Here is a 24,704-nt window from a genome sequence, read left to right on the forward strand (position 1 = left end):
GCCTAGGTGAGCTGGCCGACTTGTCAAGGAGTTGTTAAATAATTCCGGCGGGGCGTTGTCCTTCACCACCGCGTGCGGGGAGGGCCGCGGGCGCCGTCAGCCCTGCCAGAGGGCGTCGAACGGGGCGGCCGAGGCGACGCGGTTGCGGATGCCGCGGGTGACGAACGCCTTCGCCGTCCGCGCGGCCTCGAGCGGGGTCGCGCCCTTGGCCAGCTCCGCGGTGACGGCGGCGGCGAGGGAGCAGCCCGCGCCGGAGACGGCGACCTCGCCGATCTTCTCCTCGCGCAGGACCTCCAGGGTCTCGCCGTCGTAGAACACGTCGATCGCGTCGGCGCCGCTCAGGCGGACGCCGCCCTTCGCGAGCACGGCCGCGCCGGAGGCCTCGTGGATCCGCTGGGCGGCCTCGATCAACGAGGCCTCGTCCGTGATGGAGATCCCGGAGAGCTGCTCGGCCTCGAAGTGGTTCGGCGTCACGAAGGTCGCCAGGGGCAGCAGGTTGGCCGTCAGCGCCTGGTCGGTGTCGAGCGCGTGGCCCGGCTCCTGGCCCTTGCAGATCAGCACGGGGTCCAGGACCACGTTCCTCCACGCCTGGCTCCTGAGGGCGGTCGCGACGGTGTCGATCGTGGTCGGCGAGCCCATCATGCCGAGCTTGACGGTGTCGAGCGCGTCCGCGTAGCAGGTCTGCGCGGCCTCGAGCTGGTCGGCGATGACACCCGCCTCCACCGGCACGAACCGGTGGTTCCAGCTGTCCTTCGGGTCGAACGAGACGATGCAGGTCAGCGCCACGATGCCGTAGGTGCCGAGCTGCTGGAACGTCTTCAGATCGGCCTGCGCGCCCGCGCCGCCGGTCGCCTCGGATCCGGCGATCGTGAGCGTGATGGCGGGGGCTGGTGCGTATTCGGTGGAAGTCATGCCCACCATTTTAGGACCCGGCGTGCCGGGGTGCGACCGCGCGGACGAGGCCCAGCAGCTCGTCCAGGAGGGTGCGGACCACGGGCAGGCGGGAGAGGACCGCGACCCGCGAGGTCAGCGGCGCGGCGCGGCGGACGAGCAGGCGGGACCGGCGCTTGCCCGGCGACGTGTCGGACGCCCAGAACGCGAGGATCGCGTGCGTGACCAGACCGACCAGTTTCGGCAGGTCCTGCCGGATCGGGAGCGGTGCCTGCGGGCGGGCGGAGTCGATCGCGGACTCGATGGCGGCGCCGCCGTCCGGCGGCAGGGTGGGGCGGGAGCGCAGGAAGGCGACGCCGCAGTCGGGGTACGGCTCGACGGCGTCGAGCAGGCCGTCCCAGAGGGTGCGCAGGTTGTGCTCGAGCGTGTTCCCCTCGGCCAGCGCGGAGGCGAGGCCGGCGCGGAGTTCGGAGACGAGCTCGTCGAAGAGCTCGCGGGCGAGGTCGTCTTTGGACTCGACGTAGTAGTACGCGCTGCCGAGGGAGAGACCGCTTTCGGAGGCGATGGCTCGCAAAGTGGTATTGGAAAACCCGTCTTCACGAAAAAGCTTGAAGGCTGTACTTTTCAAGCGGGCGCGGGTGCGGGCCGACTTGGGTCCCTGCTGCACGGTCTCACCCCTTGGAATCACTGGGAACCAGGCCAGTCTACTTCTTTTTGAACATGTTCAAAAAATTGAGCACATTCGGCCCGCCGGCGGCGCGGAGGGGCGCCTCGTGGGAGAATCGGAGGGCAAGTGCTAATACAGCCGGCCGCGACCGGGAGGACTCCGGCGGCCAGGCGAACCACTTTTCGACGAATCGAGACCCCATGGCTACAGCTGATCCCGAACCCACCTCTGCCCCGACGACGGGCGCGCGCGCCAGGAGCGCGGCCTTCGCGGCCACCGGCAGCCCCTACTTCTCCAGCGTCCTGGCGCTCATGGCGATCGTCGTGGTGCTCTCCAACATCGGCGCCACCAAGGGCGTGACGTTCGGCCCGATCGTCACCGACGGCGGGTTCTTCCTGTTCCCGCTGGCCTACATCCTCGGCGACGTCGTCTCGGAGGTCTACGGGTTCAAGGCCGCCCGCCGCGCCATCATCACGACGTTCGGGCTCTCGGTCTTCGCGACGCTGTGCTTCTGGGTCATCATCATCCTGCCCGGTGCCGAGTGGTACGAGGGGCAGGAGGCGCTGGCCGCGACCCTGGGTCCGGTGTGGCAGATCGTCGCCGCCTCGCTGCTCGGCTTCGCGGTCGGGCAGCTGCTGAACTCGTACGTGCTCGTCCGCATGAAGGCCCGCTTCGGCGAGAAGGCGCTCGTCGGGCGGCTGCTCGGCTCCACCGGCGTCGGCGAGTTCGCGGACACCCTCATCTTCTGCTCGATCGCCGCGCCGGTCATCGGCATCTCCGACGCCCCGACGTTCGCCAACTACGTGGTCGTCGGGTTCCTCTACAAGACGGCGGTCGAGGTGCTCTTCGTGCCCGTCACCACCGCCGTCATCGCCTGGTTCAAGCGCCGCGAGCCGACCTACGCCGCCTGAGTCGCCGCGCCGGCTGCTACTGGCGGTCGCAGGACTTCAGGTGCGGCAGCCCGGGTCGTCGAGGATGCGCGACAGCGTGGATCGGCCGAGCTTGCTCATCGTGGGATTCGTCGTCCGGTAGTACCAGACCAAGCCCATCGCCTGCACGAACGCCCACGCGGCCCCGCGCCTCCAATCGATCGCGGTGCAGCCCAACTCCTGGCGGACGATCTCGCGCCGCTCGGCGTCGAGATGGTGCCACGCTGCGACCAGGTCGAGGGACGGATCGGCCGCGGCGAAACCGCCGCCGTCCAGGACGCCGATGAGCCGGTTCTCTGCGACGAGCAGATTGCCGGGGATGAGATCGCCGTGCGTCATCACGTCCGGTCCGGCAGGCGGCAAGGCCCGAAACACCTCCCAGAGCACGCGAAGCCGATCGACTGGCAGCAACCCTCCGCTGCGCCGGAAGCACACATCCATCCACGCATCGGCGTCCGTCAATTCACCTCCGCGGCCGGTGCCTGCAAACCGACGGCCCTTCGTATCGGCGGCGCGAAACGAGCGGATGAGGTCAACGAGGTCACGGGCGAACGTTCCGGAATCCTCAGAGGCGGTGGGCGTCGCGACGTCCCCGGGGATCCACGTCTGCACCGACCAGGGCTGCGGGTAGCCGCGACCGGGCCGGCCCACGGCAACGGGTGCCGGTGAGGCGACGGGGCAGTGAACGGCAAGTTCGCGGAGTGCGGCGGCTTCGCGAGCCAAGCTGGCGCCCAGATCCGAGGCTCCGGCCGGCTGGAGCGGAAAGCGTGCCGCGAGGCCGGAACCGATTCTAAAGATGGCGTTGACGGTGCCGTTGGTCCCAACGCGGTGGATGCGTTCCTCGCGCCACGCAGGGAACTGGTCAATGATCAAGCGGCGGGCGAGAGCATCGTCCAGAAGTAGCTCGTCATCATGCATCGCCATGGCGTCGAGGCTAGCCCATTCGGCGTCGCGGGCCGACCCCGGGCGCGGGCCTCACGGTGTGGCCGCACGCGACTACGGAAACGGCGCGGCACCAGCACACAGTGTGCTGGCGCCGCGCCGTCGTGCGGGGTGGGCGAGCCTTATCCGGTGTTCTGCAGGCCGGCCGCCACGCCCTTGAGCGTGATGAGCAGCAGGTTGCGCTGGTCGGCGAGGGCCGCGTCGTCGAGCTCCTCGTCGGAACGCAGCGCACGCAGGGCGCGCAACTGCAGCAGCGACAGGGCGTCGACGTACGGGTTGCGCAGCTGGACCGCGCGGCCGAGGACGCGGCGGCCCTCGAGCAGTCGCTCCTGGCCCGTGATGGCCAGGACCCACTTGCTGGTCAGGTCGAGCTCCTCGAGGACGAGGCCGGCCAGGTCGTCGCGGTCGCCGAGGGCCAGGTAGCGCTCGGCGATGCGGCGGTCCGTCTTGGCCAGCGACATCTCGATGTTGTCGATCAGCGCGCGGAAGAGCGGCCAGTCGGCGTACGCGGCGCGCAGCGTCTCCAGGTCGCCCACGGCCTCCAGCGCCGAGCCGAGGCCGTACCAGCCGGTGAGGTTGATGCGCGCCTGCCCCCACGCGAAGTTCCACGGGATGGCGCGCAGGTCCTCGAGCGACTCGACCGAGAGGCCGCGCTTGGCGGGGCGGGAGCCGAGGGCCAGCAGGCCGACCTCGTCCTGCGGGGTGACCTGCGCGAACCACGGGGCGAACCCGTCGGCCCCGACGAGCCCGTCGAACCGCTCGCGCGAGACGGCGTCCATCTGCTCCGCCAGCGGGGCGAACCGCTCGGCCGCGGCCGCGTTGCGCTGCTCCACCGACGGCGCGGAGGCCATGAGCGTCGCCGCGGCGACCTGCTCGATGTGCCGCAGCCCGATCTCCGGGTTGCCGTAGCGGGCGGAGATGACCTCGCCCTGCTCCGTGACCTTGAAGCGCAGGTCCACCGAGTGCGGCGGCTGCGCCAGGATCGCACGGTTGGCGGGCCCGCCGCCGCGGCCCAGGGCGCCGCCGCGGCCGTGGAACTGCGTCAGGAGGATGTCGTTCTCCTGCGCCCACGCGGAGATCTTCTCCTGGGCCTCGTAGAGCGCGAGCGTTGCGGCCACCGGGCCGACGTCCTTCGCCGAGTCGGAGTAGCCGAGCATGACCTCCATGCGGCGGCCGGTCTCCGCCAGGCGGCGCTGCACGGTCGGGTGCTCCAGCGACTCGGCGAGGATGCGCGGGGCGTTCTGCAGGTCCTCGTAGGTTTCGAACAGGGGGACGACGTCGATGACCGGCGCGTTCTCCGGCCCGCCGAGCGCGCGCTCGGCGAGCTCGTAGACGTCCGCGAGGTTCTGCGCGGACTGCGTGAAGGAGACGATGTAGCGGCGCGCGGCCGACATCCCGTAGCGCTGCTGGACCGAGGCGATCGCGCGGAACGTCTCGATGACCTCCTCGCCCGGCACGGCCATCTTCTCGACGGACGCCGGTTCGTCCAGCCACTTCAGCGTCTGCGCGTGCACCTTGGAGTGCTGGCGGACCTCGAGCTCGGCGAGGTGGAAGCCGAACGTCTGGACCTGCCAGATGAGGTCCTGCAGGTCGCCGTAGGCGGCGCGCTTGGCGCCGGCGGCCACGAGCGAATCCTGCACGATCCGCAGGTCGGCGATCAGCTCCTCCGGTTCCCCGTAGGCCAGGTCGGCGTCGCGGGTCCGGGTCGCGGCGATGCGCCCGGAGATCGCCAGCAGCACCTGGCGGTGCGGCTCGCGCGGCGAGTGCCGGGCGGCCTGCTCGGTCAGCTCCTCGGAGAGCTGGCGCTGCCGCGACCACAGGGCCTCGAGCGCGGCATCCGGTGCGGCGAAGCGGTCGTCGAGCGTCAGGGCGAGGCCGACGCTGCGGGAACGGGTCTCCAGCTCGGTCAGGACGCGGTCCGCGGCCTGCCCGACGGCGGCACGGGTCACCGAGGCGGTCACGTTCGGGTTGCCGTCGCGGTCGCCGCCGATCCAGGAGCCCATGCGGATGAAGGCCGGGGCCTTCGGCGCCTTGGCGCCGCGGTCCTCGCCCTGCAGCCAGTCGTCCATGCGGCGGTAGGCCTCCACGAACACCTTGGAGAACGAGGAGTCGAACACGCTCAGCGCCGTGCGGACCTCGTCCAGGGGCGAGGGGGCGGAGACGCGCAGCTGCGCGGTCCGCCACATGTTGTCGATCTCCTCGAGCATGCCGCGCTCGTTCTTGGCCAGCGTCCCGGCCCCCATGCGCGGGTCGTCGCGCTCGTCCAGCAGGTCGCCCAGGCGGCGGACGGAGGACGCGATCGCGTTGCGGCGGGCCTCGGTCGGGTGCGCGGTCAGCACCGGGTGGAAGCGCAGCTCGGACAGCCGGCGCGACGCCTCCTCCTCGCCGACCTCGCCGGCCAGGTGGTTGAACGCGGCGGCGACCGAGTCGGCCGGCTTCTGCTCGCCCAGCGGGACGGACCCGTCACGGGCGCGCAGGGTGCGGATGCGGTGCTGCTCCTCGGCCAGGTTGGAAAGCAGGAAGTAGCACGTGAACGCGCGGGCGACCTCCTTGGCGCGGTCGGCGGAGAACGAGGCGACGAGCTCCTCCGCCGCGGCGAGGGTCGCGCCGGAGCCGTCGCCGACGGCCTCGATGGACAGGGAGCGCAGCTTCTCGACGTCGTCGAGCAGGCCCTCGGACCCGTACTCGGTGAGGACGCGGCCGAGCAGCCCGCCGAGCAGGCCGACGTCCTGGCGCATCGCGTCGGGGATCTCGTGGGAGGCGGCGGCGCGGGTGTGCGCGGGGTCCTCGCGCAGGGCGCTGCCAGGTGCGTGGGGCATGGGAATCTCCTTGCTGGATGACTTCCGCGACCCCGTCGTCACGCTGAATCGGAACTCACGCTACCAAGAATGCGCGTGTGATGATGCAGTTCACAGGGTGCCGGGGAAATATGCAAGATTCCGGTGCGCGCCCGTGTAACACACGACGGCGTCAGGCGCCCTGCGGGTCCGGGTTCCCGGCGTAGTACTCGCCCATCACGCGCTCCTTGAGCGCGAAGAACGTGCCCGTCTCGATCGCCGCCCGGGCCTCGTCGACCATGCGCACCACGAACCGCTCGTTGTGGATGGAGATCAGCGTGTGGCTGAGCAGCTCCTTGGCCTTGTGCAGGTGGTGGATGTAGGCGCGCGTGTAGTGGGTGCAGGTGTAGCAGTCGCAGCCGGCCTGCAGGGGCGTGAAGTCCGTCCGGTAGCGCTGCCCCGAGAGGTTGAAGCGGCCGTGCGGCGTGTAGAAGGCCGAGTTCCGGGCCACGCGGGTGGGGGAGACGCAGTCGAACGTGTCCGCGCCGTTCTCGATCGCTGTGAAGATGTCGTCCGGCTCGGAGATGCCCAGCAGGTGCCGCGGCTTGTCCTCGGGCAGCTCGTCGGCGCACCACCCGACGATCGTGCCCAGGTTCTCCTTCTCGAGGGCCCCGCCGATGCCGAAGCCGTCGAACGGCATTTCGGCCAGGTCGCGGCAGGCCTTGCGGCGCAGGTCCTCGTACTGGGCGCCCTGGATGACGCCGAAGAGCGCCTGGTACTCCCTGTCGGCCCGGGAGTCCGTCAGCCGGAAGTGCTCCTTGATGCAGCGCTCCGCCCACAGCCGCGTGCGCTCCAGCGACTCCTCCTGGTAGGCGCGTGAGTTGTGCAGCGTGGTCAGCTCGTCGAACGCGAACATGATGTCCGCGCCGATCTGGTGCTGGACGTTCATCGACACCTCCGGCGTGAACCGGTGCGTGTCCCCGTTCAGGTGGGACTTGAACCAGACGCCGTCGTCGTCCACGTTGGCGAGGCGCTCCTTGCCGGGCGCGACCGCGTCGTCGGAACCGGACGGCGTCGTCGTCTTCATGTCGATCACCTTCTTGAACCCGGAGCCCAGGCTCATGACCTGGAACCCGCCCGAATCGGTGAAGGTCGGGCCGGACCAGTTCATGAAGCGGCCCAGGCCGCCGGCGGCGTCGAGCACGTCCGAGCCGGGCTGCAGGTACAGGTGGTAGGCGTTCGCGAGGACCGCCTGCGCGCCGAAGCCGGCGACCGCCTCCGGGGTGACGGCCTTGACCGTGGCCTTGGTGCCCACGGCGATGAACGCCGGCGTGGCGATCTCGCCGTGCGGGGTGCGGATGACGCCCGTGCGGGCCCGCGCCCCCTCCAGCCGGGAGCCCACGGTGAACCCGAACTCGGACTGCCGGGCGTGCGACGACGGCACGTCCTCGCTGACGGGCGTCGCCTCCGGGGTGGCGCCGGGGGAGGCGGGGTGCAGCGGGGCGGGAGCGGCAGGCTGGGCGGGCGAAGTCATGCCCACTAGTCTGCCCTACGGCCGGCGCCCCGGTGCGACGGGAGGCGGAGTTGGCTCGTTCACATTCGGCCCCCGCGGCACCCCTCCCGGGCCGGGGACCGGGTAGAACTGTGGGTATGGACGATCCTCTGCACTGGAAGCGGCTCTTCACGCTCGGGCCGGCCCAGAAGGACCACCGCGCCGCGCTGCGCGCCGGCTTCGGCGTGTTCATCCCGCTGCTCGTCCTGGTCGGGATCGACCGGATCGACCTGGCACTGTTCGCCGTCTTCGCCGCTTTCACCAACATCTACGGCCGCGGGCCCAGCTTCGGCCTGCGCCTGCGGGCGCAGCTGCGCGGCGGCGGGCTCATGTGGCTGGTCATCCTGGCCGCGCTCCTGGCCGGCAGCGTCCTGGACACGGACACCGACGCCGGAATGTGGATCGCGATCGCGCTGACGACCCTGATCTCCGGCGCCTGCTCGGTGGCGACCGGACTGCTCCAGATCCGGCCGGCCGGGTCCCTGTTCCACATCTTCGCGTTCGCCGCCGTCGCCACGCTGCCGTTCGACGTGCACCTCGGCGAGGCGCTCATCACCGCGACGGCCACGTTCGCGCTGGGGCTGCTCCTGGGGCAGACCGGCCGCTGGTGGCAGCCCGAGGGCGACCGGCTCCGGGCCGAGGCGCAGCCGAACCCGTTCGGCGTCCGCGTGAAGGACACCGTCCGGAAGGCGGTCTGGATCGAGTCGGTCGGGTATCTCGTGGCGGCCGCGGCCGCCGGCGCCCTCGCGCACGCGCTGCAGCCGGTGCTGTCGACCGACCACACCTACTGGGCGATGGTCGCCGCCGTCGTCCCGCTCGTCGGCCACACGACGCGGGACCGCGTCGCCCGCGGCGTCCACCGCGTCCTCGGGACCGTGGTCGGCCTCGGCCTCATGGCGGCCGTCATCTGGGCCGGCCCGCCGACGTGGATCCTGCTGCTGATCATCGGGCTCCTCCAGTTCGGCACGGAGATGCTCATCATCCGCAACTACTTCTGGGCGCAGGTCTGCGTCACGCCCCTGGCGCTGATCGGCGTCTCGCTCGCGCAGGGGCTGCAGACGAGCCTGCTCTACGACCGCATCATCGAGACGGCGATCGGCTCGGCCGTGGGCATCGCGGTCGTGCTGGCGGGGTCGGCGTACGGCCGGTTCCTGCTGCGCCGGGGCCGCGAAACCGGCGACTAGAAGAGCGAGACGAACATGCCGCCGATCTGGGCGGCGACGGCACCTTGCGTCACGAGGCGAGCCCGCCTACGAGGACTGCTGCCAGGGCGCGTCGCCTCTGGCCGGGCGCAGCGCCGCGAGCTCGTGCTGGATCCGGCGCCGCAGCTCCGTCGCGTCCAGCGACCGCGAGCCGCCGTGCGCCAGGAGGTAGAGCAGGGTGCCGAGGCGCTGGACGCGCCACGGCCGCTCGGCCGCCGCGTCACGCGAGGCGACCGCGCGGTGGATCTCCCGGTCGAACAGGTTCGGCTCGTCGAGCTGGCGCTGCCGGAACTCCGCCGTCAGCTTGATCTGGAGGGGGTCCGTCTCCTCCTGCTCGGCCGAACGGAGCGCCGCGCTGAACCGGTCCGCGGCGTCGATGTCGCCGCCGTCGTACGCCATGAACGCCGCCAGCGCGAGGGCCGCCTCGACCCACTTCCAGCGGCCGAAGTTCCCGTCGAACGGCAGTTCCGTCAGGAGGTCGAGGACGCGCCATGCGCTGGCGCGGTCGTCGAGGTCGACGACGAACAGGTGCGCCAGGTTGTAGACGTCCTCCAGGTGCGCGCCCGCCTTCAGGTTCAGGCCGCGGGCCAGCCGCGCGGTCGGCTCGAGGACGCGCGGGTCGTCGGGGTAGGCCTCGGCGATCGAGAGCAGGACGGCCTCGGGCGACTCCGGCTCGACGGGCAGCGACTGCAGGTCGTCGTAGCTGAGGGCGGGGGCCGGCGCCCTGGTGTGCACGCGGATCGAGGACCCGTAGGCGATCGTCGCCTTCTGCCCGCTGGCGAGCGTCGCCTCCACGAGGGCCGGGGTGCCGAAGCTGTCCGGGATGACGCGCAGCTTTTTCACCTCGGCGCTGGGGGTGCCGTGCCGGGTGATGAACTGGTCGCCCTCGTGCACCTGCTCCGCGCGGACGTTGCGGATGCGGACGGCGGGGTCGTCGGGCTGTCGGGCGGGGGAGGAGTGCTGCGGCATGGAGTCCTGGATCGTGTGGTGGGGCAAAGGTGGTACTACGCGCACCAGCCCACGTGGGCCAGTGCCTGCTTGATGAGATTGCCGCGGCCCCCCGGCAGCTCGGACTGGACGTCCGCGCCCAGCGCGGCGTCCGGGCTCATCCACGTCAGGTCGAGCGCGTCCCGGCGCGGGTTGCATTCGCCGCGCACGGGGACGATGTAGCAGAGCGCGATCGCGTGCTGGCGCTCGTCCGTCAGGCCGGTCTCCGACGGGGACGGGAAGTACTCCGCCACGGTGAAGGGGGCCGGCGACGGCGGCAGCTGCGGCATCGCCATCGGCCCGAGGTCCTGCTCGATGTGCCGGGTGAGCGCGGCGCGGACCGTCTCCCGGTACATCACCCGGCCGGAGACGAACGCGAACCTGAACTGCGCATCGGCGTCCGCCGTGTACAGGAGGCCGACGTCGGTCACGTAGCCCAGCGGGTCCACGCGGACCGGGATCGCCTCCACGTAGGCGATCGGGAGCCGCTGGCGGGCCTCGAAGAGATCCTCGTCTGACAGCCACCCGGGGTACGGGTCAGGGGTGCGTACGCTCATACTCCATGTTTAGCGCATCCGGACCCGAACCGGCACCAGCCGCCCCGAGCGGAACCGAAATGAGTGGTTGGGGAATACGAATCGGTGCTCTATTGTTGAAGGGGATGCGATACCGTGGGTTCCTGCCCGCGCGTTGAAGCAGGGGCGCCGACGCCCCGCGTCGACGATGGCGCACCCGTCACCACACCCAGAGGCAACACCCCCGCCGAAGCCGGCCCCCGGCGTCGTATTTTTAAGGACCCCTGTGCACAACGAATCCGCACCCGAAACCACTGCGCCGCACCCGGTCGCATCGGGTCACGCCCCGAGAGCCGCGCCTCCTGAGAACCAGAAACTCGCGCCCGCCGCGCGGACCACCATCCTGGTCCTCCTGATCGCCGCGTTCGTGGTGATCTTGAACGAGACCATCATGAACGTCGCCCTGCCCCGGCTGCAGGAGACCTTCGGCGTGACCGCCGACACCGTGCAGTGGCTCGTCACCGCCTTCATGCTGACGATGGCCGTGGTCATCCCGACCACCGGCTACCTGCTGCGCCGGCTCTCCATCCGGACCGCGTTCATCCTGGCGATGAGCCTCTTCTCCGCGGGAACCCTGCTCGCCGCGCTCGCCCCGACCTTCGAAATCCTGTTGGTCGGGCGCGTCATCCAGGCCTCGGGCACGGCCATCATGATGCCGCTGCTGATGACCACCATCCTGGACATCGTCCCGCCGGCCAAGCGCGGTTCGATGATGGGCAACGTCTCGATCGTCATCTCCGTGGCCCCGGCGATCGGCCCGACGGTCTCCGGCCTCATCCTGCAGTACCTGCAGTGGCGGATGATCTTCTTCATCGTCCTGCCGATCGCGATCGTCGCGCTCGTCCTCGGCGCCCGCATGCTCGGCCGCCTCACCGAGGAGACCGAGCAGTCGGCCACGCCGCTGTCCTTCCCGTCCCTGCTGGTCGCGATCCCGGGCTTCGGCCTGCTGGTCTACGGCCTCAGCTCCCTCGGCGGCGGCCACGGCGCCGAGCCGGGTGCCGCGGCGACCGGTCCGGGGGCCACGCCGTTCGTGGCGCTGGGCATCGCCGTCGTCGCCCTGACGGTGTTCACCTTCATGCAGCTGCGCCTGCAGCGGACCGACCGCGCCCTGCTGGACCTGCGCCCGTTCACCTACCGGCCGTTCACCGTCTCCCTGCTGCTCATGGTCATGGCGATGGTGGCGCTGTTCGGCGTGATCATCCTGCTGCCGATGTACCTGCAGACCGTCCGCGGCCTGGACCCGCTCGGCACCGGCCTGCTGCTGCTGCCGGGCGGCCTGCTCATGGGCCTGCTGGCCCCGTTCGTCGGCCGCGCGTACGACAGGGTGGGCCCGCGCCCGCTGATGATCCCCGGCGGCGCGCTCCTGGTCCTCGTGCTCGCCGGCTACACCCAGCTGACCGCCGAGACCCCGGTGTGGCTGCTGGTCGTCGCCCACCTGGTGATGTCGCTGAGCTTCGCGCTGCTGTTCACACCGGCCTTCACGACCGGTCTGAACCCGCTGCCGCACCACCTGCACTCGCACGGCTCGGCCGTGCTCAGCACGCTGCAGCAGCTCGGCGGCGCCGCGGGCACGGCCCTGCTGGTGGGCATCATGGCCTCCGGCACGGCCTCGGCGATGGCCTCCGGCGCCCAGGAGCTGGACGCGGCGGTGGAGGGCTTCCAAGCCGGCTTCCTCACGGCGGCGTTCTTCGCGGTCGCCGTCTTCGTGCTGACGTTCCTGATGCGCAAGCCGGTCTACGAGGAGCTCGCCGACTCGCACTAGACATCGCGTGAACGACCGAGGGGCCGATCTCCAGCAGGAGATCGGCCCCTCGTCGCGTTTTATGCGCGCCGGCCTACCAGCGGCCGCGCCAGAGCTGCTTGGCACGCGGGTTCTCATCGCGCGGCACGTCCAGCTCGCTCGCGGCGACGGCGGCCCAGTGCGGGTTCACCAGGGCCGCGCGGGCGATCGCGACGCCGTCGGCCTGCCCCGTCGCCAGGATGTGCTCGGCCTGGACGCCGGTGGTGACCCCGCCGACGGCCGTGACGAACGCCCCGGTGCCCTCCAGCCCCTCCTTGACGGCGGCGGCCAGCGGCGTCTGGTAGCCGGGTCCGGTGCGCGGGCCGCGGTACGGGCCGATGCCCGAGGAGGAGAGGTCGAACGCGACGACGCCCAGCTCGTGCAGCTCGCGGGCCAGCTGCACGGTCTCGCGCAGCGTCCACCCGTCGTCGACCCAGTCGGTTCCGGAGAAGCGGATGCCGAGGACCTTGTCCGCCGGCCACACCTCGCGCACGGCCGCGACGACCTCCTTGACGAACCGTGTGCGGTTCTCGTAGGAGCCGCCGTACTGGTCGGTGCGCCGGTTCACCAGCGGGGAGAGGAACTGGTGCAGCAGGTAGCCGTGGGCGGCGTGGATCTGGATCATGTCGAACCCGGCGGCGTCGGCACGCCGGGCGGCCTCGGCCCAGTCCTGCACGGACTCGGCGATCTCCTCCGCGGAGAGCTCGCGGTTCTCGGCGTACCCGAAGATGTCGGTCGCCGACGCGGACACCGTCGGCCAGCCGCCGTCCGCGGCCGGGACGGAGCCGTCCTCGAAGCCGGGCAGCATCGGCCAGGTCGAAGCCTTCGCGCCGGCGTGGGCCAGCTGCAGCCCCGCGGCGGAGCCGTTGGCGTGCACCAGGTCCACGATCCGCGCCCAGGCGCCCTGCTGGTCGTCGTTCCAGATGCCGGTGTCGCGCGGGGAGATGCGGCCCGCCGGGTTCACGGCGGTCGCCTCCGCGACGACCAGGCCGAAGCCGCCGGCGGCCAGCGCGCCCAGGTGGGAGAGGTGCCAGTCGGTGGGGACGCCGTCCTCCGCATCGACCGAATACTGGCACATGGGGGCCACGACGGCGCGGTTGCGCAGCGTGAACCCTCCGTTGTTGGTGGACAGGGTCACTGGTTCGAACAGAATACTCACGTCAGGACCAACCTCCCCCGCGGCACCCGTATTCCCGGACGGCGTCTCTGGACACCGGCCGCGCCCGCGGGTAGACAGGGAGCATGCCGAGCCGACCCCTGCCGCTGCTGGTGCCGTTGGCGGGCCGCTTCCGCGTCGAGAACAGCCCGGCCGACCGCGTGCCCAGCCACGGCACGCACGCCTTCGGCTCGGGCTACGCCATCGACTTCGTCCCCGTCGACGCGTCGGGGCGTTCGGCGCTGCCCGGTCTCCGGCGCCGTTGGGGGTCCGAGCCGCCCGAGGACTTCGTCGGGTTCGGGGCGCCCGTCCTCGCCCCCGTCTCCGGCCGGGTGGTCGAGGTGCACGACGGCGCCGCGGACCACCCCGCGCACCGGTCGCCGCTCGCGAGGCTGGCCTACGCGGCCGGGCAGGCGGGCCGGGCTCGCGACGGCGCATCGGGTCTGGCCGGCAACCGGGTGGTCATCGCGGTCGGCGACGCCGGGCCCTTCGTGCTGATCGCGCATCTGCGGTGCGGCAGCGCCGTCGTCGCAGTCGGAGACCGGGTCCGGGCGGGCCAGCAGGTGGGTGCGTGCGGGAACACGGGCAACAGCACGGAACCGCACGTGCACGTCCAGGCCAGCGACAGCACCGACTGGGAGCGCGCGGCCGGGGTGCCGATCGCGTTCCGGCTGCCCGGCGGGGTGAGAGTGCCCGGAACCGGGGAGATCGTGCCCTAACGGGACAGCGGGGAGCTCTCGCCGGCGGTGACGGGGATCTCCAGCGCGTTGCCGGCGGGAGGGGCCGGGCAGACGGCGTGCGCGGAGAAGGCGAACGGGAACACGAGCGTGCGGTTGAAGTCGACGCGCAGGCTCCCGTCGGCCGCCGGGGCCGGGGCGTTCACGAAGCGCCAGGCCGGCGTCGAATCATTGCTGGTCGCGTCGGCGAAGACGATCGTGAGCGAGCCGTCGGGGCCCTGCTCCGCCGCCAGCCGCGCGCCCTCGGCCGGGCCCGCGCCGAAGACGACGTCGCCGGCCAGCTCGGCGGTCAGCCGCGTGTCCTCGCGGTAGCTGCCGATCTCCACGGTGCGGGGCGCCCCGTACGGCTCGAAGCGGGCCTCGAGGACCCACGCCGGGTCGTAGCCGAAGGTGGGGACGCCGGCGAAGGAATCGCGCAGGCCCGTGCTGCGGGCGCGCGTGCGGATCATGTAGCGCCCGCCGCGCACGCCGAGCTCGACGACGGTCTCGTCCGCGCCGTCGTCGCGCCGGGCCGGGACGCGCAGCCAGTAGCGGGACTCGTCCTCGCCGAGGGCGGCGCTCAGGGGTTCGACGACGGGCGTGCCGGCGTCGTAGTCGTAGACGGTCGCGCCGGGTGCGGGCGTGTACACGGCGGTCCCGCCCGCGGCGGAGAACCCGCCCGGGACGAGATCGAGCGGTCCCGGAGCGGACGGCAGCCACTGGTACGACGTCAGCGTCAACCAGCCGAACTCGGCGGCCAGCCCCTCCTCCCGGAGCCGGTGCCACTGCTGCCAGGCGGTCTCTTCGCTGCTCGTCTGCTGCTGCATGCCTCCAGCATAGGCGCGCGGCCGGGGCGGTGCGGAACGGCCTACGTGCGCCGGCGGCGCTTGGTCCAGGCGAGGAACGCGGCGAGCCCGGCGCCGATGAGGGCCCCGAGTCCCATCGACAGCAGCGTCGCCGACCAGGTGGGCCAGCCCGTGAGCGCCTGCGTGAAGTAGCCGAGCAGCATCATCCAGGCCGCCCACAGGGCCGCGCCGAGGCCCGCGAGCGCCGCGAACACCCCGGGTGGCACGCCCGCGATCCCGGCGGCGGCGACCGAGGCGGTGCGCCCGCCGGTGACGAAGCGGATGCCCAGCAGGGAGGCGTACGTGGTCTCGCGGCCGACCCTGTTCATCAGGGCGACCGTGTTGCGGTGCACCCAGCGGCCCCACCGGAACCGGTCGAGCCACTGCGTCAAGCCGCGCCGGAACACCCAGTAGAGGCCCATGTCGCCGAGCCAGCAGCCGGCCGCCGCGGCCAGCCAGGCGAGCACGGGGTTCAGGTGCCCGGCCGCGACCATCGGGCCGGACCCGAGGACCAGCAGCTCGGAGGGGACGGGCGGGAACGGCGCGTCCAGGGCCACCAGGAACAGGGTGATCAGGTAGTACAGGGGCGCGTTGGTTCCGAGCGCGTCAGGCATGCGGTCCGTCCGCGGCGGGGCGTTCGGCGAGCTCGAGCTGCGAGGAGAACCGGACGTCGTTGCCGGTGACGGGGTCCCGGAACTCGATGGCGCGGGCCAGCAGCTGCAGGGGGCGCGCGTAGTCGTCCGGGGCCTTGTCCCAGAGCCTCGGGTAGAAGGCGTCGTTGAGGATCCCGAGCCCGAGCGCGGCCATGTGCACGCGCAGCTGGTGGGTCTTGCCGGAGTGCGGCTTCAGGAGGAAGCGTCCGACGGCGGTGCCGGCGTGGGCGCCCAGGCTCGCCCCCGTGCCCAGCACGTCGATCCAGGACTCGGCGTTCGGCTCGCCGGATTCGACGATCGCGCGCAGCTGGCCCTTCACCTTGGTCATCCGGTTCCGGTAGACGAGCGGGAAGCCGTGCGCCTCGCGCAGCTCCTCGGCACCCGCGGCCGGGGCGTCGAGCGCGGAGACGCACTCGTACTCCTTGCGGATCTCGCGCCGCTCGAACAGCGTCTGGTAGGTGCCGCGGGTGGCGGGGTTCGTGGAGAAGAGCAGGATGCCGGCGGTGGCCCGGTCGAGGCGGTGCATCGGGATGAGGTCGGGGATGCCGAGGCGGTTGCGCAGCCGCACGAGCGCGGACTCCTGCACGAACCGGCCGCCCGGGGTCGTCGGCAGGAAGTGGGGCTTGTCGACGGCGAGGAGGTGCTCGTCCTGGTAGACGATCGACTCGGTGAACGGGATGGGGTCCTCGTGCGGGACCTCCCGGTAGTACCAGAGGAACTCGTGGTCGGACAGCGGGGTGTCGCGCCGGATGGGGTCGCCGTCGATGCCGACGACCTCGCCGTCGTCGAACCGGCGCAGCAGCCCGTCCGGGTCGACGTGGCCGAACCGGTGCATCACGTAGTCCAGCACGGTGTCCCAGCCGGTCTCCGGCAGGTGCAGGCGGGTAGCGCCGACCCCGTTGCGCACTGGGAGGGGAGACTTCATGGCCACCGCACCAGTCTCTCACGGCGGCGGCTCCCGGCCCGTGCGCCCTGGACCCGCCGGCCCGGCGCCTATTCCGCGGCGTCGGAGCTGCGCTGCTCGGCGTCGTTGCGCTGCTGCCGCTGCCAGGCCCGGCGGCTGTAGGTGGCTTCGCGGATGGCGGAATCGCTGTCGAAATTGGAGCCGAGGGACCCGGCCATCGTTCCCAGCGACGCCGCGAGCCAGGACAGCGTCGCGTAGTCCCCGGGGTCCACCGGGTGCCCGAGCTGCGCTTCCAGGTATCCGGAGTCGACGATGGCGTAGGCACCGACGAACAGCACGCTGAAGATCACGCCGTACATCAGAACCACGGAGGAGACCACCGTCGCGATCGTGGACGCGTTGTCCAGCGCGGCCTGGTTGGTCGCGGTGCCGACCCCGACGCCCGGGCCACCGGATTGCTCGATGCTCGATCGACGGGTCCACAGGTTGTTGCGCATGATCAGCCACGTGCTCAACGTCAGCACGGCGACCAGGCTGATCAGCACGAGGCGCCGCGTCGGCAGGACGTCGGACATGTTCCAGATGCTCGAGTAGAAGATGCCGAAGGCGCCGGCCGCGGCGGCGGTCGCGATGCAGGTCGAGAGCGCCGTGAGCAGCCGGCCGGGCCGGTTGTTCCTGACCATGCCCGCCCAGAGCCGCAGCGTGGAGACGCGGGAGTCGAGCGTCACGAAGAGCCCGCCGGAGTCGGGGGCGTGGTGCGCGGTGCGGACGCCCGGGGTGTGGACGCCGCCCTCGCGATCCGATTCCTCTTCGGGGCCCTGCTGCCGGTGCAGGGTGAGCGCCAGATCGGTCAGCATGGTCCGCAGGCGCGCCGAGAGCCGCCAGAACCCGAAGGCCGGCAGCGACAGGAGGGCCGCTCCCCGGGAGCGGTCCAGCTCGTAGGCGAGCGGCTGCCCCTCGTAGGTGCGGGGGAGGTCCGTCACGTAGATGAGGTAGTCCCAGCCGCGCTCGCCGAGCAGCGTCTCGGCCCGGTCCATCAGCGGGATGTCGCCGTTGGGGTCGAGGGGCAGCGCACCGCGCTCGACGGCGACGACCCAGTCCTCGCCGTCGGCCCCGCCGAGGCTCTGCTCGACGGCGTCGCGGGCCCGCCGGGAGACGGATTCCGGCAGGCCCGGATCGGCCATGATGCCAAGCGTGGGCATGGATTCGCTCCTCGGGTCGGGGGGCCGGTCGCGTCAGACGGCTGTCTTGGCGGCGGACTCCTTCGCGTCGCGGTAGGGGACCGGCTGGCAGGACGGGCAGAAGAACGTGAGGCGCTCCTGGCCGTTCTCGGGCGGGCCCAGGGGCATCTGCTCCACCGGGGTCTGGCACAGGTAGCAGCACCGCCCCGTCCGCTGGTAGACCCAGTACGGATCGGTCAGCTCGGTCGGGGTCGTCTTGCGCCGGTTCCGGTCTTTGTTGGCGTGCAGCAGCAGGAAGCAGCGCTCGATGATCCGGCCCAGGTCCGGCACGGCGCCGACCGGCATGAGCGGGTGCACCTTGCAGATGAACAGCGTCTCCGCCCGGAAGATGTTCCCGATGCCGGTCAGGTTCCGCTGGTCCATCAGGGCCAGCCCGATCGGCAGCTCGGGCCGCATCAGGATCCGCTCGCGCACCTCGTCGGGGTCCCACCCGTGGCCGAGCGGGTCCGGCCCCAGATGCCCGACGGCCTTGTGCTCCAGCCGCGTCGGGAAGACGCGCAGCAGCCCGAGGTCGATGCCGATCGCCTCGAACGACTCGTTCGCCAGCACGCACCGGACCTTGTGGGCGGGCGTCCGCCAGCGCTCGCCGGGCGCGTACACGTCCCACCGCCCGTCCATCATCAGGTGCGTGTGCACGGTCAGGTCGGCGACCCGGATCAGCAGGTGCTTGCCGCGCGAGGCGACGGAGTCCACCCGGTACCCGGACAGGTCCAGCGTGGCGCACTGCGGGACCCGGAAGTCGCTCTTGGTCAGTTGATGTCCGGTCAGCGTCGCATCCAGCATGCGCGCGGTGCGGAAGACAGAATCGCCCTCAGGCACGGAATCTCACCCCGTTCGGTGCTGCGTAGAATCCGGCCGCGCGGAGTGCGTCGGCCAGTGCGGTGCCGCCTATCGGCTGCCCGCCAACTCGTTCGATCCCCAACTTCTCGATGCGCGCCAGCTTCAGCGCGCCCACCAGCGAGGTCGCGGCGGCGTCGAGCACCGCCGGCTCCTCGCTGAAGCTCAACATGGTCTTCCCGCCGCGCTCCAGGTAGAGCGTCAGCATCCCGTCCACCAGCACGACGACGGCGCCCGCCTTCCGTCCCGGGCGGTGCCGCCCGGTTCCGGCCGTCTCGGACGCGGCCGGGGGTGGTTCGGGCCAGGGCAGCGCCGCCCCGTACGGGTTCGCCGGGTCGGTGGCCGCGAGGGCCACGGCGTGCCGGCGGCGGGCGGGCCCGGCAGCAGCGGCGTCGTCGTGCCCGCCCGCGTGGGTGCGCAGCCGGTCGATCGTCGACGAGAGCGCGAACTGCGCGGCGCCGAGGTGCTCGATGAAGTAGCCGCGGCGGACCTGGCCCGACTCCTCCAGCTTGGCCAGCACCTTGTAGACGAGCGCGAAGCCGCCGGCCACGTCCTCGCTCATGACGGGTCCGCGGGTGACGACGCCGTAGCGTTCGAGCAGCAGCTCGGCGGTGGCGTGCGTGCGGATCGTCGGGTCCGCCTCGCCGCGCGGCACGAGGGACCAGCGCCCGGTGGCCTTCGCCGCCTGGGCGGGGGTGAGGAGGCCGGTCGTGGAGGCCTGGGCGTCCGCCGGGTTCCCGCCGGTGCGCAGGCCGGAGGGCGAATCGCCGCCGAGCCGGTGCCGCAGCCCCGAGCGCGGCCCCAGCCGCGTGGGGCGGCCGAGGCGCGCCCGCGGCGTGGACGTGCGCCGGCGGTGGGCCGTCCGCCCGCCGTCGAGCAGGCCGCGGACGGCGGCGAAGGTGTCGTTGGTGACGCGCCCGGCGAAGAACAGCTCCCAGAGCGCCTCGACCAGCTCGCCCTGCGGCACGTCGGGCGCGGCCTCGGCGAGCTGCCGGAAGAAGTACGCGCCGCCGCCGGAGAGCGTCTCCAGCAGCCGCTCCTGCGTCGCGGTGGTCTCGGGCGCCGCCGCGTCGCCGGCGGGCAGGGTCAGGTCGGCGGTCGCGGCCGGGTGGAACGCGAGCCAGCCGTCGGTGCCGGCGAGTGCCCCGGCGCCGGTCACCATGACCTCGCCCGTGGAGAGCAGCTGGTCCAGCAGGCCGGGCTGGTAGTCGGCGACCCGGGACGGGAGGATGTGGGACTCCCAGGCGCTCGCCGGGGCCGGGTAGCAGGCCAGTTGCTCGAGCACCGCGGCTACGCCGTCGATTCCGCGCAGCGCCGGCGCCGGCGAGGCGCCGTCGCCGACGAACTGCCATTCGGGCAGGAAGCGGGCGAACGCGGCGGGGTCCACGGGTTCGACCTCGGCGCGCAGGGCGGCCAGCGACCGGCGGCGGATCCTGCGCAGCACCTCCGTGTCGCACCATTCGAGGCCGGCGGAGTCGGCGTCGAGGCCGTCGTGCCCGGCGGCCGTGTGGTGCTCGTCGGCGAGCAGCTCGGGCGGGCGGAAGGCGCCGTCGTTCACCCGGCCGTCCTGGCCCAGGCGCTGCAGCGCGACCCGCACGACGCCGACGCCGAGGCCGAGCGCGGCGGCCGCCTCGTCCGCGGTGAAGGGTCCGTGGGTGCGCGCGTACCGGCCGACGAGGTCGCCGAGCGGGTCGTCGACGGGTTCGACGAACGCCAGCGGGACCCCGATCGGCAGCGGGACCCCGAGGGCGTCGCGCAGCCGGGCCGCGTCCTCGACGGCGGCGTAGACCTCGCGCCCGGTGACCTGCACCTTCAGGGCGCGCACGCTGCGCACCAGAGCCCCGGCCCACGCGGCCGCCTGCTCCGCGGCCGGCTCGGGGTCCAGTCGCACGGCGAGCTGGGACGCGTCGAGCGGGCCGAGCAGCCGCAGCAGGTCGGCGACGGCCTCGACGCCGCGCTCGTCCGTGTCCGCGCGGAGCCGGTATCCCTCCGCGGTGCGCTGCAGCTCCGCGGCGGTCCGGGTGATGACGCCGGCGTCGAGCAGCTCGCGCAGCTCGGTGCGCCCGAGCAGGTCGTTGAGCAGCGTCGGGTCCAGCGAGAGGGCGGCGGCCCGGCGCTCGGCCAGGGGCGAGTCGCCCTCGTAGAGGAACTGGGCGACGTAGCCGAACAGCAGGGACTGGGCGAACGGGGACGGCTGCCGTGTGGTCGTCTCGAGGACCCGGATGCTGCGGGACTGCACGGCGCCGGCGATCTTCGCCAGAGCGTCCAGGTCGTAGACGTCCTGGAGGCACTCGCGGGCGGTCTCGAGGATGATCGGGAACGTGGGGAACTTCTTTGCGACGTCGAGCAGCTGGGCGGAGCGCTGGCGCTGCTGCCAGAGCGGGCTGCGCTGGGACGGGTTCTGGCGCGGCAGCAGCAGGGCGCGCGCGGCGCACTCGCGGAAACGGGAGGCGAACAGGGCGGACCCGCCGACCTCTCGGGTGACGATCTCGGACAGCTCGTCCGGGTCGAATTCGAACAGCTCGGCCCCGGGCGGCTCGTCCTCCATCATCGGCACCCGCAGGACGATCCCGTCGTCCGCGGCCATCGCGGACCCGTCGAGCCCGTACCGCTCCCGCAGTCTGGCGCCGACGGCGAGGGCCCAGGGCGCGTGCACCGGCATGCCGAAGGGGGAGTGCAGCACGACCCGCCAGTCGCCGAGCTCGTCCTGGAACCGCTCGACGACGAGCGCCCGGTCCGTCGGGAGGGCGCCGGTGGCCTCCTGCTGCGCGGCCAGGTAGCTGCGCAGGTTGGCGACGGCCCACGCGTCCAGGCCGGCGGTCGCGAGGCGGGCGCCGGCGTCGTTCTCGTCGAGGGCGGCGACCTCGCGGCGGAAGGCGCCGACGGCGTACCCGAGCTCGACGGGGCGGCCGGGGCCGTCGCCGCGCCAGAACGGCAGCTTCCCGGGCTGGCCGAACGCGGGGGAGACGACCACGCGGTCGTGCGTGATGTCCTCGATCTTCCAGCTGGTCGCGCCGAGCGCGAAGACGTCGCCGACCCGCGACTCGTAGACCATCTCCTCGTCGAGCTCGCCGACGCGGCGCCCGCCCGTGCGCGCGGACCCCGGCTGCTCGTCCTCGGTGCCGGCGATGAAGACCCCGAACAGGCCGCGGTCGGGGATGGTGCCGCCGGAGGTGACGGCGAGGCGCTGGGCGCCGGGGCGGCCGGCGAGCGTGCCGGCGTCGCGGTCCCAGACGATGCGCGGGCGCAGCTCCGCGAACTCGTCGGACGGGTACTTGCCGGCCAGCAGGTCGAGCGTGGCCTCGTACGCCGAGCGGGGCAGGGCCGCGAACGGGGCCGCCCGCCGGACGACGTCGTACCACTCCTCGGCGTCGATCTCGCCGAGCGCGGTGGCGGCCACGGTCTGCTGGGCGAGGATGTCGAGCGGGTTCGCCGGGATGCGCAGCGGCTCGATCCGCCCGGCGAGCATGCGCTCGACGGTGACGGCCGTCTCCAGCAGGTCGCCGCGGTGCTTGGGGAAGAAGAAGCCGGCCGAGGCGGCGCCGACCTGGTGGCCGGCGCGGCCGACCCGCTGCAGGCCCGAGGCCACCGAATTGGGGGACTCGACCTGGATGACGAGGTCGACCAGGCCCATGTCGATGCCCAGCTCCAGGGAGCTGGTGGCGACGACGCAGCGCAGCCGCCCGGATTTCAGGCCGTCCTCGATGTCGGCACGCTGCTCCTTGGACACGGACCCGTGGTGGGCGCGCGCCAGCACGGGGTCGGCGCCTGAGGACTGTCCGGCCTGGGCCATCATCTCCGCGGGCATGCGGGTGCCGCCCCGTGGGCCGGACTGCTCGCGCACGTGCGCCGGCTCGTCCGGCCCGGCCCCGGCGAGTTCGAGGCGGTCGGCGTGGATCTCGTTGAGCCGGCCGGTCAGCCGTTCGGCGAGGCGGCGGGAGTTCGCGAAGACGATCGTGGACCGGTTGGCCTCGATGTGGTCGACGATCTGCTCCTCGACGTGCGGCCAGATGCTCGCCTGCGGCTGCAGCCCGGAGGCCGGCCCGAGGTCGTGGGCTCCGGCGGCCGCGGGCAGGTCGGTCATGTCCTCGACCGGGACGGAGACCGTGAGGTCCCAGGTCTTCCGGCTCGGGGGCGCGACGACGGTGACGGGCCGGGCGCCGCCCAGGAACCGGGCGACCTCGGCGTGGGGCTCGACGGTCGCCGAGAGCCCGATGCGCTGCGCCGGCTCGGCCAGCAGGGCGTCGAGCCGCTCGAGCGAGACGGCCAGGTGGGCGCCGCGCTTGGTCCCGGCGACGGCGTGCACCTCGTCGAGGATGACGGTGTCGACGCCGGCGAGCGTCTCCCGGGCCCGGCTGGTCAGCATGAGGAACAACGACTCGGGGGTGGTGATGAGGATGTCGGGCGGGTGGGTCTGCAGCCGGCGCCGCTCGTTGGCGGGGGTGTCGCCGGAGCGGACGCCGACCCGGACCTCGGGCGTGGTCTCGCCGATGCGGGCCGCCGTCTGGGCGATGCCGATGAGCGGGCTGCGCAGGTTGCGTTCGACGTCGACGCCGAGCGCCTTGAGCGGGGAGATGTACAGGACGCGGGTGGAGCGCTTCTGCTCGGCCCGAGCGGCCGGACCGGGCGGAGCGGCGTCCTCCGGGGCTCCGCTGCGCACCAGGGAGTCGATGGCCCAGAGGAACGCGGAGAGCGTCTTGCCGGATCCGGTGGGGGCGACGACGAGGGCGTTCTCACCCCGGGAGACGGCATCCCACGCCCCGGACTGGGCCTCGGTCGGCGCGGCGAAGGCACCCGCGAACCATTCCCTGGTCGCGGGCGTGAAGCGGTCCATGACCGCCGTCGGGGCTACTGGATCCGATATGGTCCGACCTCCAGTAGCTCGTGCTCGGCGGAGGCGCAGGCCACCCGGCCGTCTCCGGCCTGATCACCGAGAGCGTAGGCTGCATCGCCCGCGAGCCTCCACCCGACGTAGGTGGACTCGACCGGTTCGCAGGCGGCTGGATCGATCGTGCCCGTCTCACGGATCCGGACGTCGACGCTCACGAACTGCCCGGTCTCGACGGTCAGGGGCGAGAACGGCGTTTCCGCTGCGAAGGCGGCGGGGGCTCCGATGACGTCCTCCGAGTCGTCGAGGAAGGCGACGTCGAACTGCTGCGAGAGCGTGCAGTCGGCGGTGGTCGGACCGAAGTCGAATCTGCGCGTGGTCGCCTCGTCGTCGGTCCCGGTGGGTTTCCCGATTTTGAACGGCAGGGCCTCGGCCGTGCACTCGGGCGGTCCGGCGGAGGCGAGCGGATCGGGCTCGGTCGGTATCTGCCCGCCGGTCCCTCCCGTCGGGGACGGCGAGCTGCCTGCGGCGGGATCGCCCGTGCCGGAGGGGGTCTCGACGGCCGGCGATTCGGCCTGCGAGCACGACGCAAGAAGGAGCGCCGCGACGGCCGCGGCGGCGAGAGTGACCAGCTGGCGAATCTTCACGGTTCTCCTCCAGACGTCCTACTCACAACCTACCTGAATTACGTGTGGTGGTACGGGCGGCCGCCGGAAATCTCCTGGGCGCGGTAGAGCTGCTCGGCCAGGATCAGCCGCACCAGCTGGTGCGGGAACACCAGCTTGGAGAGGCTCCACACGAAGTTCGCGCGCTGGTGCACCGAATCGGCCACCCCGTAGGCGCCGCCGATGATGACGGTGACCGGTTTGGACGTGTCGAACTGCCGCTGCAGCTGGGCCGCGAGCGCCGGCGAATCGACGTTCTTGCCGCGCTCGTCCAGCAGCACCACGTAGTCCTGGGCGCCCACCTTGGCCAGCAGGCGCTCGCTCTCCTCGGTGCGTGCGGCATCGGCCTCGCGCGACGAGTGCGGGAGCAGCTGCCAGGCGACGTCGTAGGGCTTCTTCATCCGCTTGGCGTAGCGGCCGATGCCCTCCTCGACCCACGACTCGTGCTTCTTCCCGATCGCCAGTACCCGAATTCCCATGTCCCCATCCTCTCAAGTCCAGCCTGCCACCGGGCGTCCGCATTTCGGCCGGTCGCCGCCGGCGCCCGCCTCCAGACG

At 72.3% G+C, this 24,704-nt stretch carries 20 protein-coding genes; 4 read left to right on the top strand and 16 right to left on the bottom strand.

The window, feature by feature from the left end:
- Positions 1 to 96: 96 nt before the first annotated feature.
- Positions 97 to 912, bottom strand: a complete 816-nt coding sequence (locus IE069_RS01930) for a hydroxymethylpyrimidine/phosphomethylpyrimidine kinase (protein ID WP_189348398.1) — start codon at positions 910 to 912, stop codon at positions 97 to 99.
- Between the two features lie 10 nt (positions 913 to 922).
- The gene (locus tag IE069_RS01935) at positions 923 to 1,579 is read right to left on the bottom strand and encodes a TetR/AcrR family transcriptional regulator (RefSeq protein WP_308425367.1); all 657 of its coding nucleotides are present in this window, start codon (positions 1,577 to 1,579) and stop codon (positions 923 to 925) included.
- 179 nt (positions 1,580 to 1,758) lie between these two features.
- On the opposite strand from IE069_RS01935, the gene IE069_RS01940 reads away from it, so the two are divergent.
- Entirely contained in the window at positions 1,759 to 2,469 is a 711-nt protein-coding gene (locus IE069_RS01940) for a queuosine precursor transporter (RefSeq protein ID WP_189348400.1), read from the top strand.
- Positions 2,470 to 2,505: 36 nt separating this feature from the next.
- Here IE069_RS01940 and IE069_RS01945 read toward each other — a convergent pair whose 3' ends face one another.
- The 3 genes from IE069_RS01945 to tgt all read right to left on the bottom strand — a co-directional run bounded on the left by IE069_RS01945 (position 2,506) and on the right by tgt (position 7,740).
- A complete protein-coding gene (locus tag IE069_RS01945; protein WP_229790883.1) occupies positions 2,506 to 3,411 on the bottom strand; it encodes an aminoglycoside phosphotransferase family protein in 906 nt (301 codons plus the stop codon).
- Positions 3,412 to 3,551: 140 nt separating this feature from the next.
- Positions 3,552 to 6,248, bottom strand: coding sequence for a phosphoenolpyruvate carboxylase (locus tag IE069_RS01950; protein WP_189348401.1), 2,697 nt, complete (start codon positions 6,246 to 6,248; stop codon positions 3,552 to 3,554).
- 151 nt (positions 6,249 to 6,399) lie between these two features.
- Entirely contained in the window at positions 6,400 to 7,740 is a 1,341-nt protein-coding gene (tgt, locus tag IE069_RS01955) for a tRNA guanosine(34) transglycosylase Tgt (protein ID WP_189348402.1), read from the bottom strand.
- A 116-nt stretch (positions 7,741 to 7,856) separates the two neighbouring features.
- Between tgt and IE069_RS01960 the strand changes: the two genes are divergently transcribed.
- Entirely contained in the window at positions 7,857 to 8,942 is a 1,086-nt protein-coding gene (locus IE069_RS01960) for an FUSC family protein (protein ID WP_189348403.1), read from the top strand.
- Between the two features lie 66 nt (positions 8,943 to 9,008).
- On the opposite strand, the gene IE069_RS01965 is transcribed toward IE069_RS01960, so the two are convergent.
- Together IE069_RS01965 and IE069_RS01970 are read right to left on the bottom strand one after the other, a co-directional pair.
- The gene (locus IE069_RS01965) at positions 9,009 to 9,929 is read right to left on the bottom strand and encodes a DUF6707 family protein (RefSeq protein ID WP_189348404.1); all 921 of its coding nucleotides are present in this window, start codon (positions 9,927 to 9,929) and stop codon (positions 9,009 to 9,011) included.
- Positions 9,930 to 9,964: 35 nt separating this feature from the next.
- On the bottom strand, positions 9,965 to 10,504 hold the full coding sequence (locus IE069_RS01970; RefSeq protein WP_189348405.1) for an NUDIX hydrolase family protein: 540 nt from the start codon (positions 10,502 to 10,504) through the stop codon (positions 9,965 to 9,967).
- A gap of 166 nt (positions 10,505 to 10,670) precedes the next feature.
- Here IE069_RS01970 and IE069_RS01975 point away from each other — a divergent pair, with 166 nt between their 5' ends.
- Positions 10,671 to 12,284, top strand: a complete 1,614-nt coding sequence (locus IE069_RS01975) for an MDR family MFS transporter (protein ID WP_189348406.1) — start codon at positions 10,671 to 10,673, stop codon at positions 12,282 to 12,284.
- 73 nt (positions 12,285 to 12,357) lie between these two features.
- On the opposite strand, the gene IE069_RS01980 is transcribed toward IE069_RS01975, so the two are convergent.
- The gene (locus IE069_RS01980) at positions 12,358 to 13,461 is read right to left on the bottom strand and encodes an NADH:flavin oxidoreductase/NADH oxidase (protein WP_189348407.1); all 1,104 of its coding nucleotides are present in this window, start codon (positions 13,459 to 13,461) and stop codon (positions 12,358 to 12,360) included.
- A gap of 83 nt (positions 13,462 to 13,544) precedes the next feature.
- Between IE069_RS01980 and IE069_RS01985 the strand changes: the two genes are divergently transcribed.
- Positions 13,545 to 14,177 (top strand): M23 family metallopeptidase, encoded by a 633-nt coding sequence (locus tag IE069_RS01985; RefSeq protein WP_189348408.1) that lies wholly within the window; start codon positions 13,545 to 13,547, stop codon positions 14,175 to 14,177.
- On the opposite strand, the gene IE069_RS01990 is transcribed toward IE069_RS01985, so the two are convergent.
- The 8 genes from IE069_RS01990 to rlmH all read right to left on the bottom strand — a co-directional run bounded on the left by IE069_RS01990 (position 14,174) and on the right by rlmH (position 24,626).
- The gene (locus IE069_RS01990) at positions 14,174 to 15,001 is read right to left on the bottom strand and encodes a DUF1684 domain-containing protein (protein ID WP_189348409.1); all 828 of its coding nucleotides are present in this window, start codon (positions 14,999 to 15,001) and stop codon (positions 14,174 to 14,176) included. The two genes, IE069_RS01985 and IE069_RS01990, sit on opposite strands and share 4 nt — an antisense overlap.
- Before the next feature lie 41 nt (positions 15,002 to 15,042).
- Entirely contained in the window at positions 15,043 to 15,633 is a 591-nt protein-coding gene (locus IE069_RS01995; protein ID WP_189348410.1) for a DedA family protein, read from the bottom strand.
- Positions 15,626 to 16,597 carry a pseudouridine synthase gene (locus IE069_RS02000; protein ID WP_189348411.1) on the bottom strand — a complete coding sequence of 324 codons (972 nt, stop codon included), beginning with the start codon at positions 16,595 to 16,597 and terminating at the stop codon, positions 15,626 to 15,628. The genes IE069_RS01995 and IE069_RS02000 overlap by 8 nt, the downstream gene beginning before the upstream one ends.
- Positions 16,598 to 16,665: 68 nt before the next feature.
- A complete protein-coding gene (locus IE069_RS02005; protein ID WP_189348412.1) occupies positions 16,666 to 17,778 on the bottom strand; it encodes a hypothetical protein in 1,113 nt (370 codons plus the stop codon).
- A gap of 33 nt (positions 17,779 to 17,811) precedes the next feature.
- Positions 17,812 to 18,636 carry a DNA-formamidopyrimidine glycosylase family protein gene (locus tag IE069_RS02010; RefSeq protein ID WP_189348413.1) on the bottom strand — a complete coding sequence of 275 codons (825 nt, stop codon included), beginning with the start codon at positions 18,634 to 18,636 and terminating at the stop codon, positions 17,812 to 17,814.
- Entirely contained in the window at positions 18,629 to 23,488 is a 4,860-nt protein-coding gene (locus IE069_RS02015; RefSeq protein ID WP_189348414.1) for an ATP-dependent helicase, read from the bottom strand. The genes IE069_RS02010 and IE069_RS02015 overlap by 8 nt, the downstream gene beginning before the upstream one ends.
- Positions 23,489 to 23,502: 14 nt before the next feature.
- Positions 23,503 to 24,129 carry a hypothetical protein gene (locus IE069_RS02020; RefSeq protein ID WP_189348415.1) on the bottom strand — a complete coding sequence of 209 codons (627 nt, stop codon included), beginning with the start codon at positions 24,127 to 24,129 and terminating at the stop codon, positions 23,503 to 23,505.
- Positions 24,130 to 24,167: 38 nt separating this feature from the next.
- Entirely contained in the window at positions 24,168 to 24,626 is a 459-nt protein-coding gene (gene rlmH, locus IE069_RS02025; RefSeq protein ID WP_189348416.1) for a 23S rRNA (pseudouridine(1915)-N(3))-methyltransferase RlmH, read from the bottom strand.
- Between the last annotated feature and the right edge of the window lie 78 nt (positions 24,627 to 24,704).

Source organism: Zhihengliuella salsuginis (assembly GCF_014651715.1).
In the GTDB taxonomy this organism is placed as follows: Bacteria; Actinomycetota; Actinomycetes; order Actinomycetales; family Micrococcaceae; genus Zhihengliuella; species Zhihengliuella salsuginis.

Bases quoted from the DNA above. Each gene is read 5' to 3' on its own strand.
- IE069_RS01930 (WP_189348398.1), bottom strand. From the start codon at position 912: ATGACTTCCACCGAATACGCACCAGCCCCCGCCATCACGCTCACGATC.
- IE069_RS01940 (WP_189348400.1), top strand. From the start codon at position 1,759: ATGGCTACAGCTGATCCCGAACCCACCTCTGCCCCGACGACGGGCGCG.
- IE069_RS01945 (WP_229790883.1), bottom strand. From the start codon at position 3,411: ATGGCGATGCATGATGACGAGCTACTTCTGGACGATGCTCTCGCCCGC.
- IE069_RS01950 (WP_189348401.1), bottom strand. From the start codon at position 6,248: ATGCCCCACGCACCTGGCAGCGCCCTGCGCGAGGACCCCGCGCACACC.
- tgt (WP_189348402.1), bottom strand. From the start codon at position 7,740: ATGACTTCGCCCGCCCAGCCTGCCGCTCCCGCCCCGCTGCACCCCGCC.
- IE069_RS01960 (WP_189348403.1), top strand. From the start codon at position 7,857: ATGGACGATCCTCTGCACTGGAAGCGGCTCTTCACGCTCGGGCCGGCC.
- IE069_RS01965 (WP_189348404.1), bottom strand. From the start codon at position 9,929: ATGCCGCAGCACTCCTCCCCCGCCCGACAGCCCGACGACCCCGCCGTC.
- IE069_RS01970 (WP_189348405.1), bottom strand. From the start codon at position 10,504: ATGAGCGTACGCACCCCTGACCCGTACCCCGGGTGGCTGTCAGACGAG.
- IE069_RS01975 (WP_189348406.1), top strand. From the start codon at position 10,671: ATGGCGCACCCGTCACCACACCCAGAGGCAACACCCCCGCCGAAGCCG.
- IE069_RS01985 (WP_189348408.1), top strand. From the start codon at position 13,545: ATGCCGAGCCGACCCCTGCCGCTGCTGGTGCCGTTGGCGGGCCGCTTC.
- IE069_RS01990 (WP_189348409.1), bottom strand. From the start codon at position 15,001: ATGCAGCAGCAGACGAGCAGCGAAGAGACCGCCTGGCAGCAGTGGCAC.
- IE069_RS01995 (WP_189348410.1), bottom strand. From the start codon at position 15,633: ATGCCTGACGCGCTCGGAACCAACGCGCCCCTGTACTACCTGATCACC.
- IE069_RS02000 (WP_189348411.1), bottom strand. From the start codon at position 16,597: ATGAAGTCTCCCCTCCCAGTGCGCAACGGGGTCGGCGCTACCCGCCTG.
- IE069_RS02005 (WP_189348412.1), bottom strand. From the start codon at position 17,778: ATGCCCACGCTTGGCATCATGGCCGATCCGGGCCTGCCGGAATCCGTC.
- IE069_RS02015 (WP_189348414.1), bottom strand. From the start codon at position 23,488: ATGGACCGCTTCACGCCCGCGACCAGGGAATGGTTCGCGGGTGCCTTC.
- rlmH (WP_189348416.1), bottom strand. From the start codon at position 24,626: ATGGGAATTCGGGTACTGGCGATCGGGAAGAAGCACGAGTCGTGGGTC.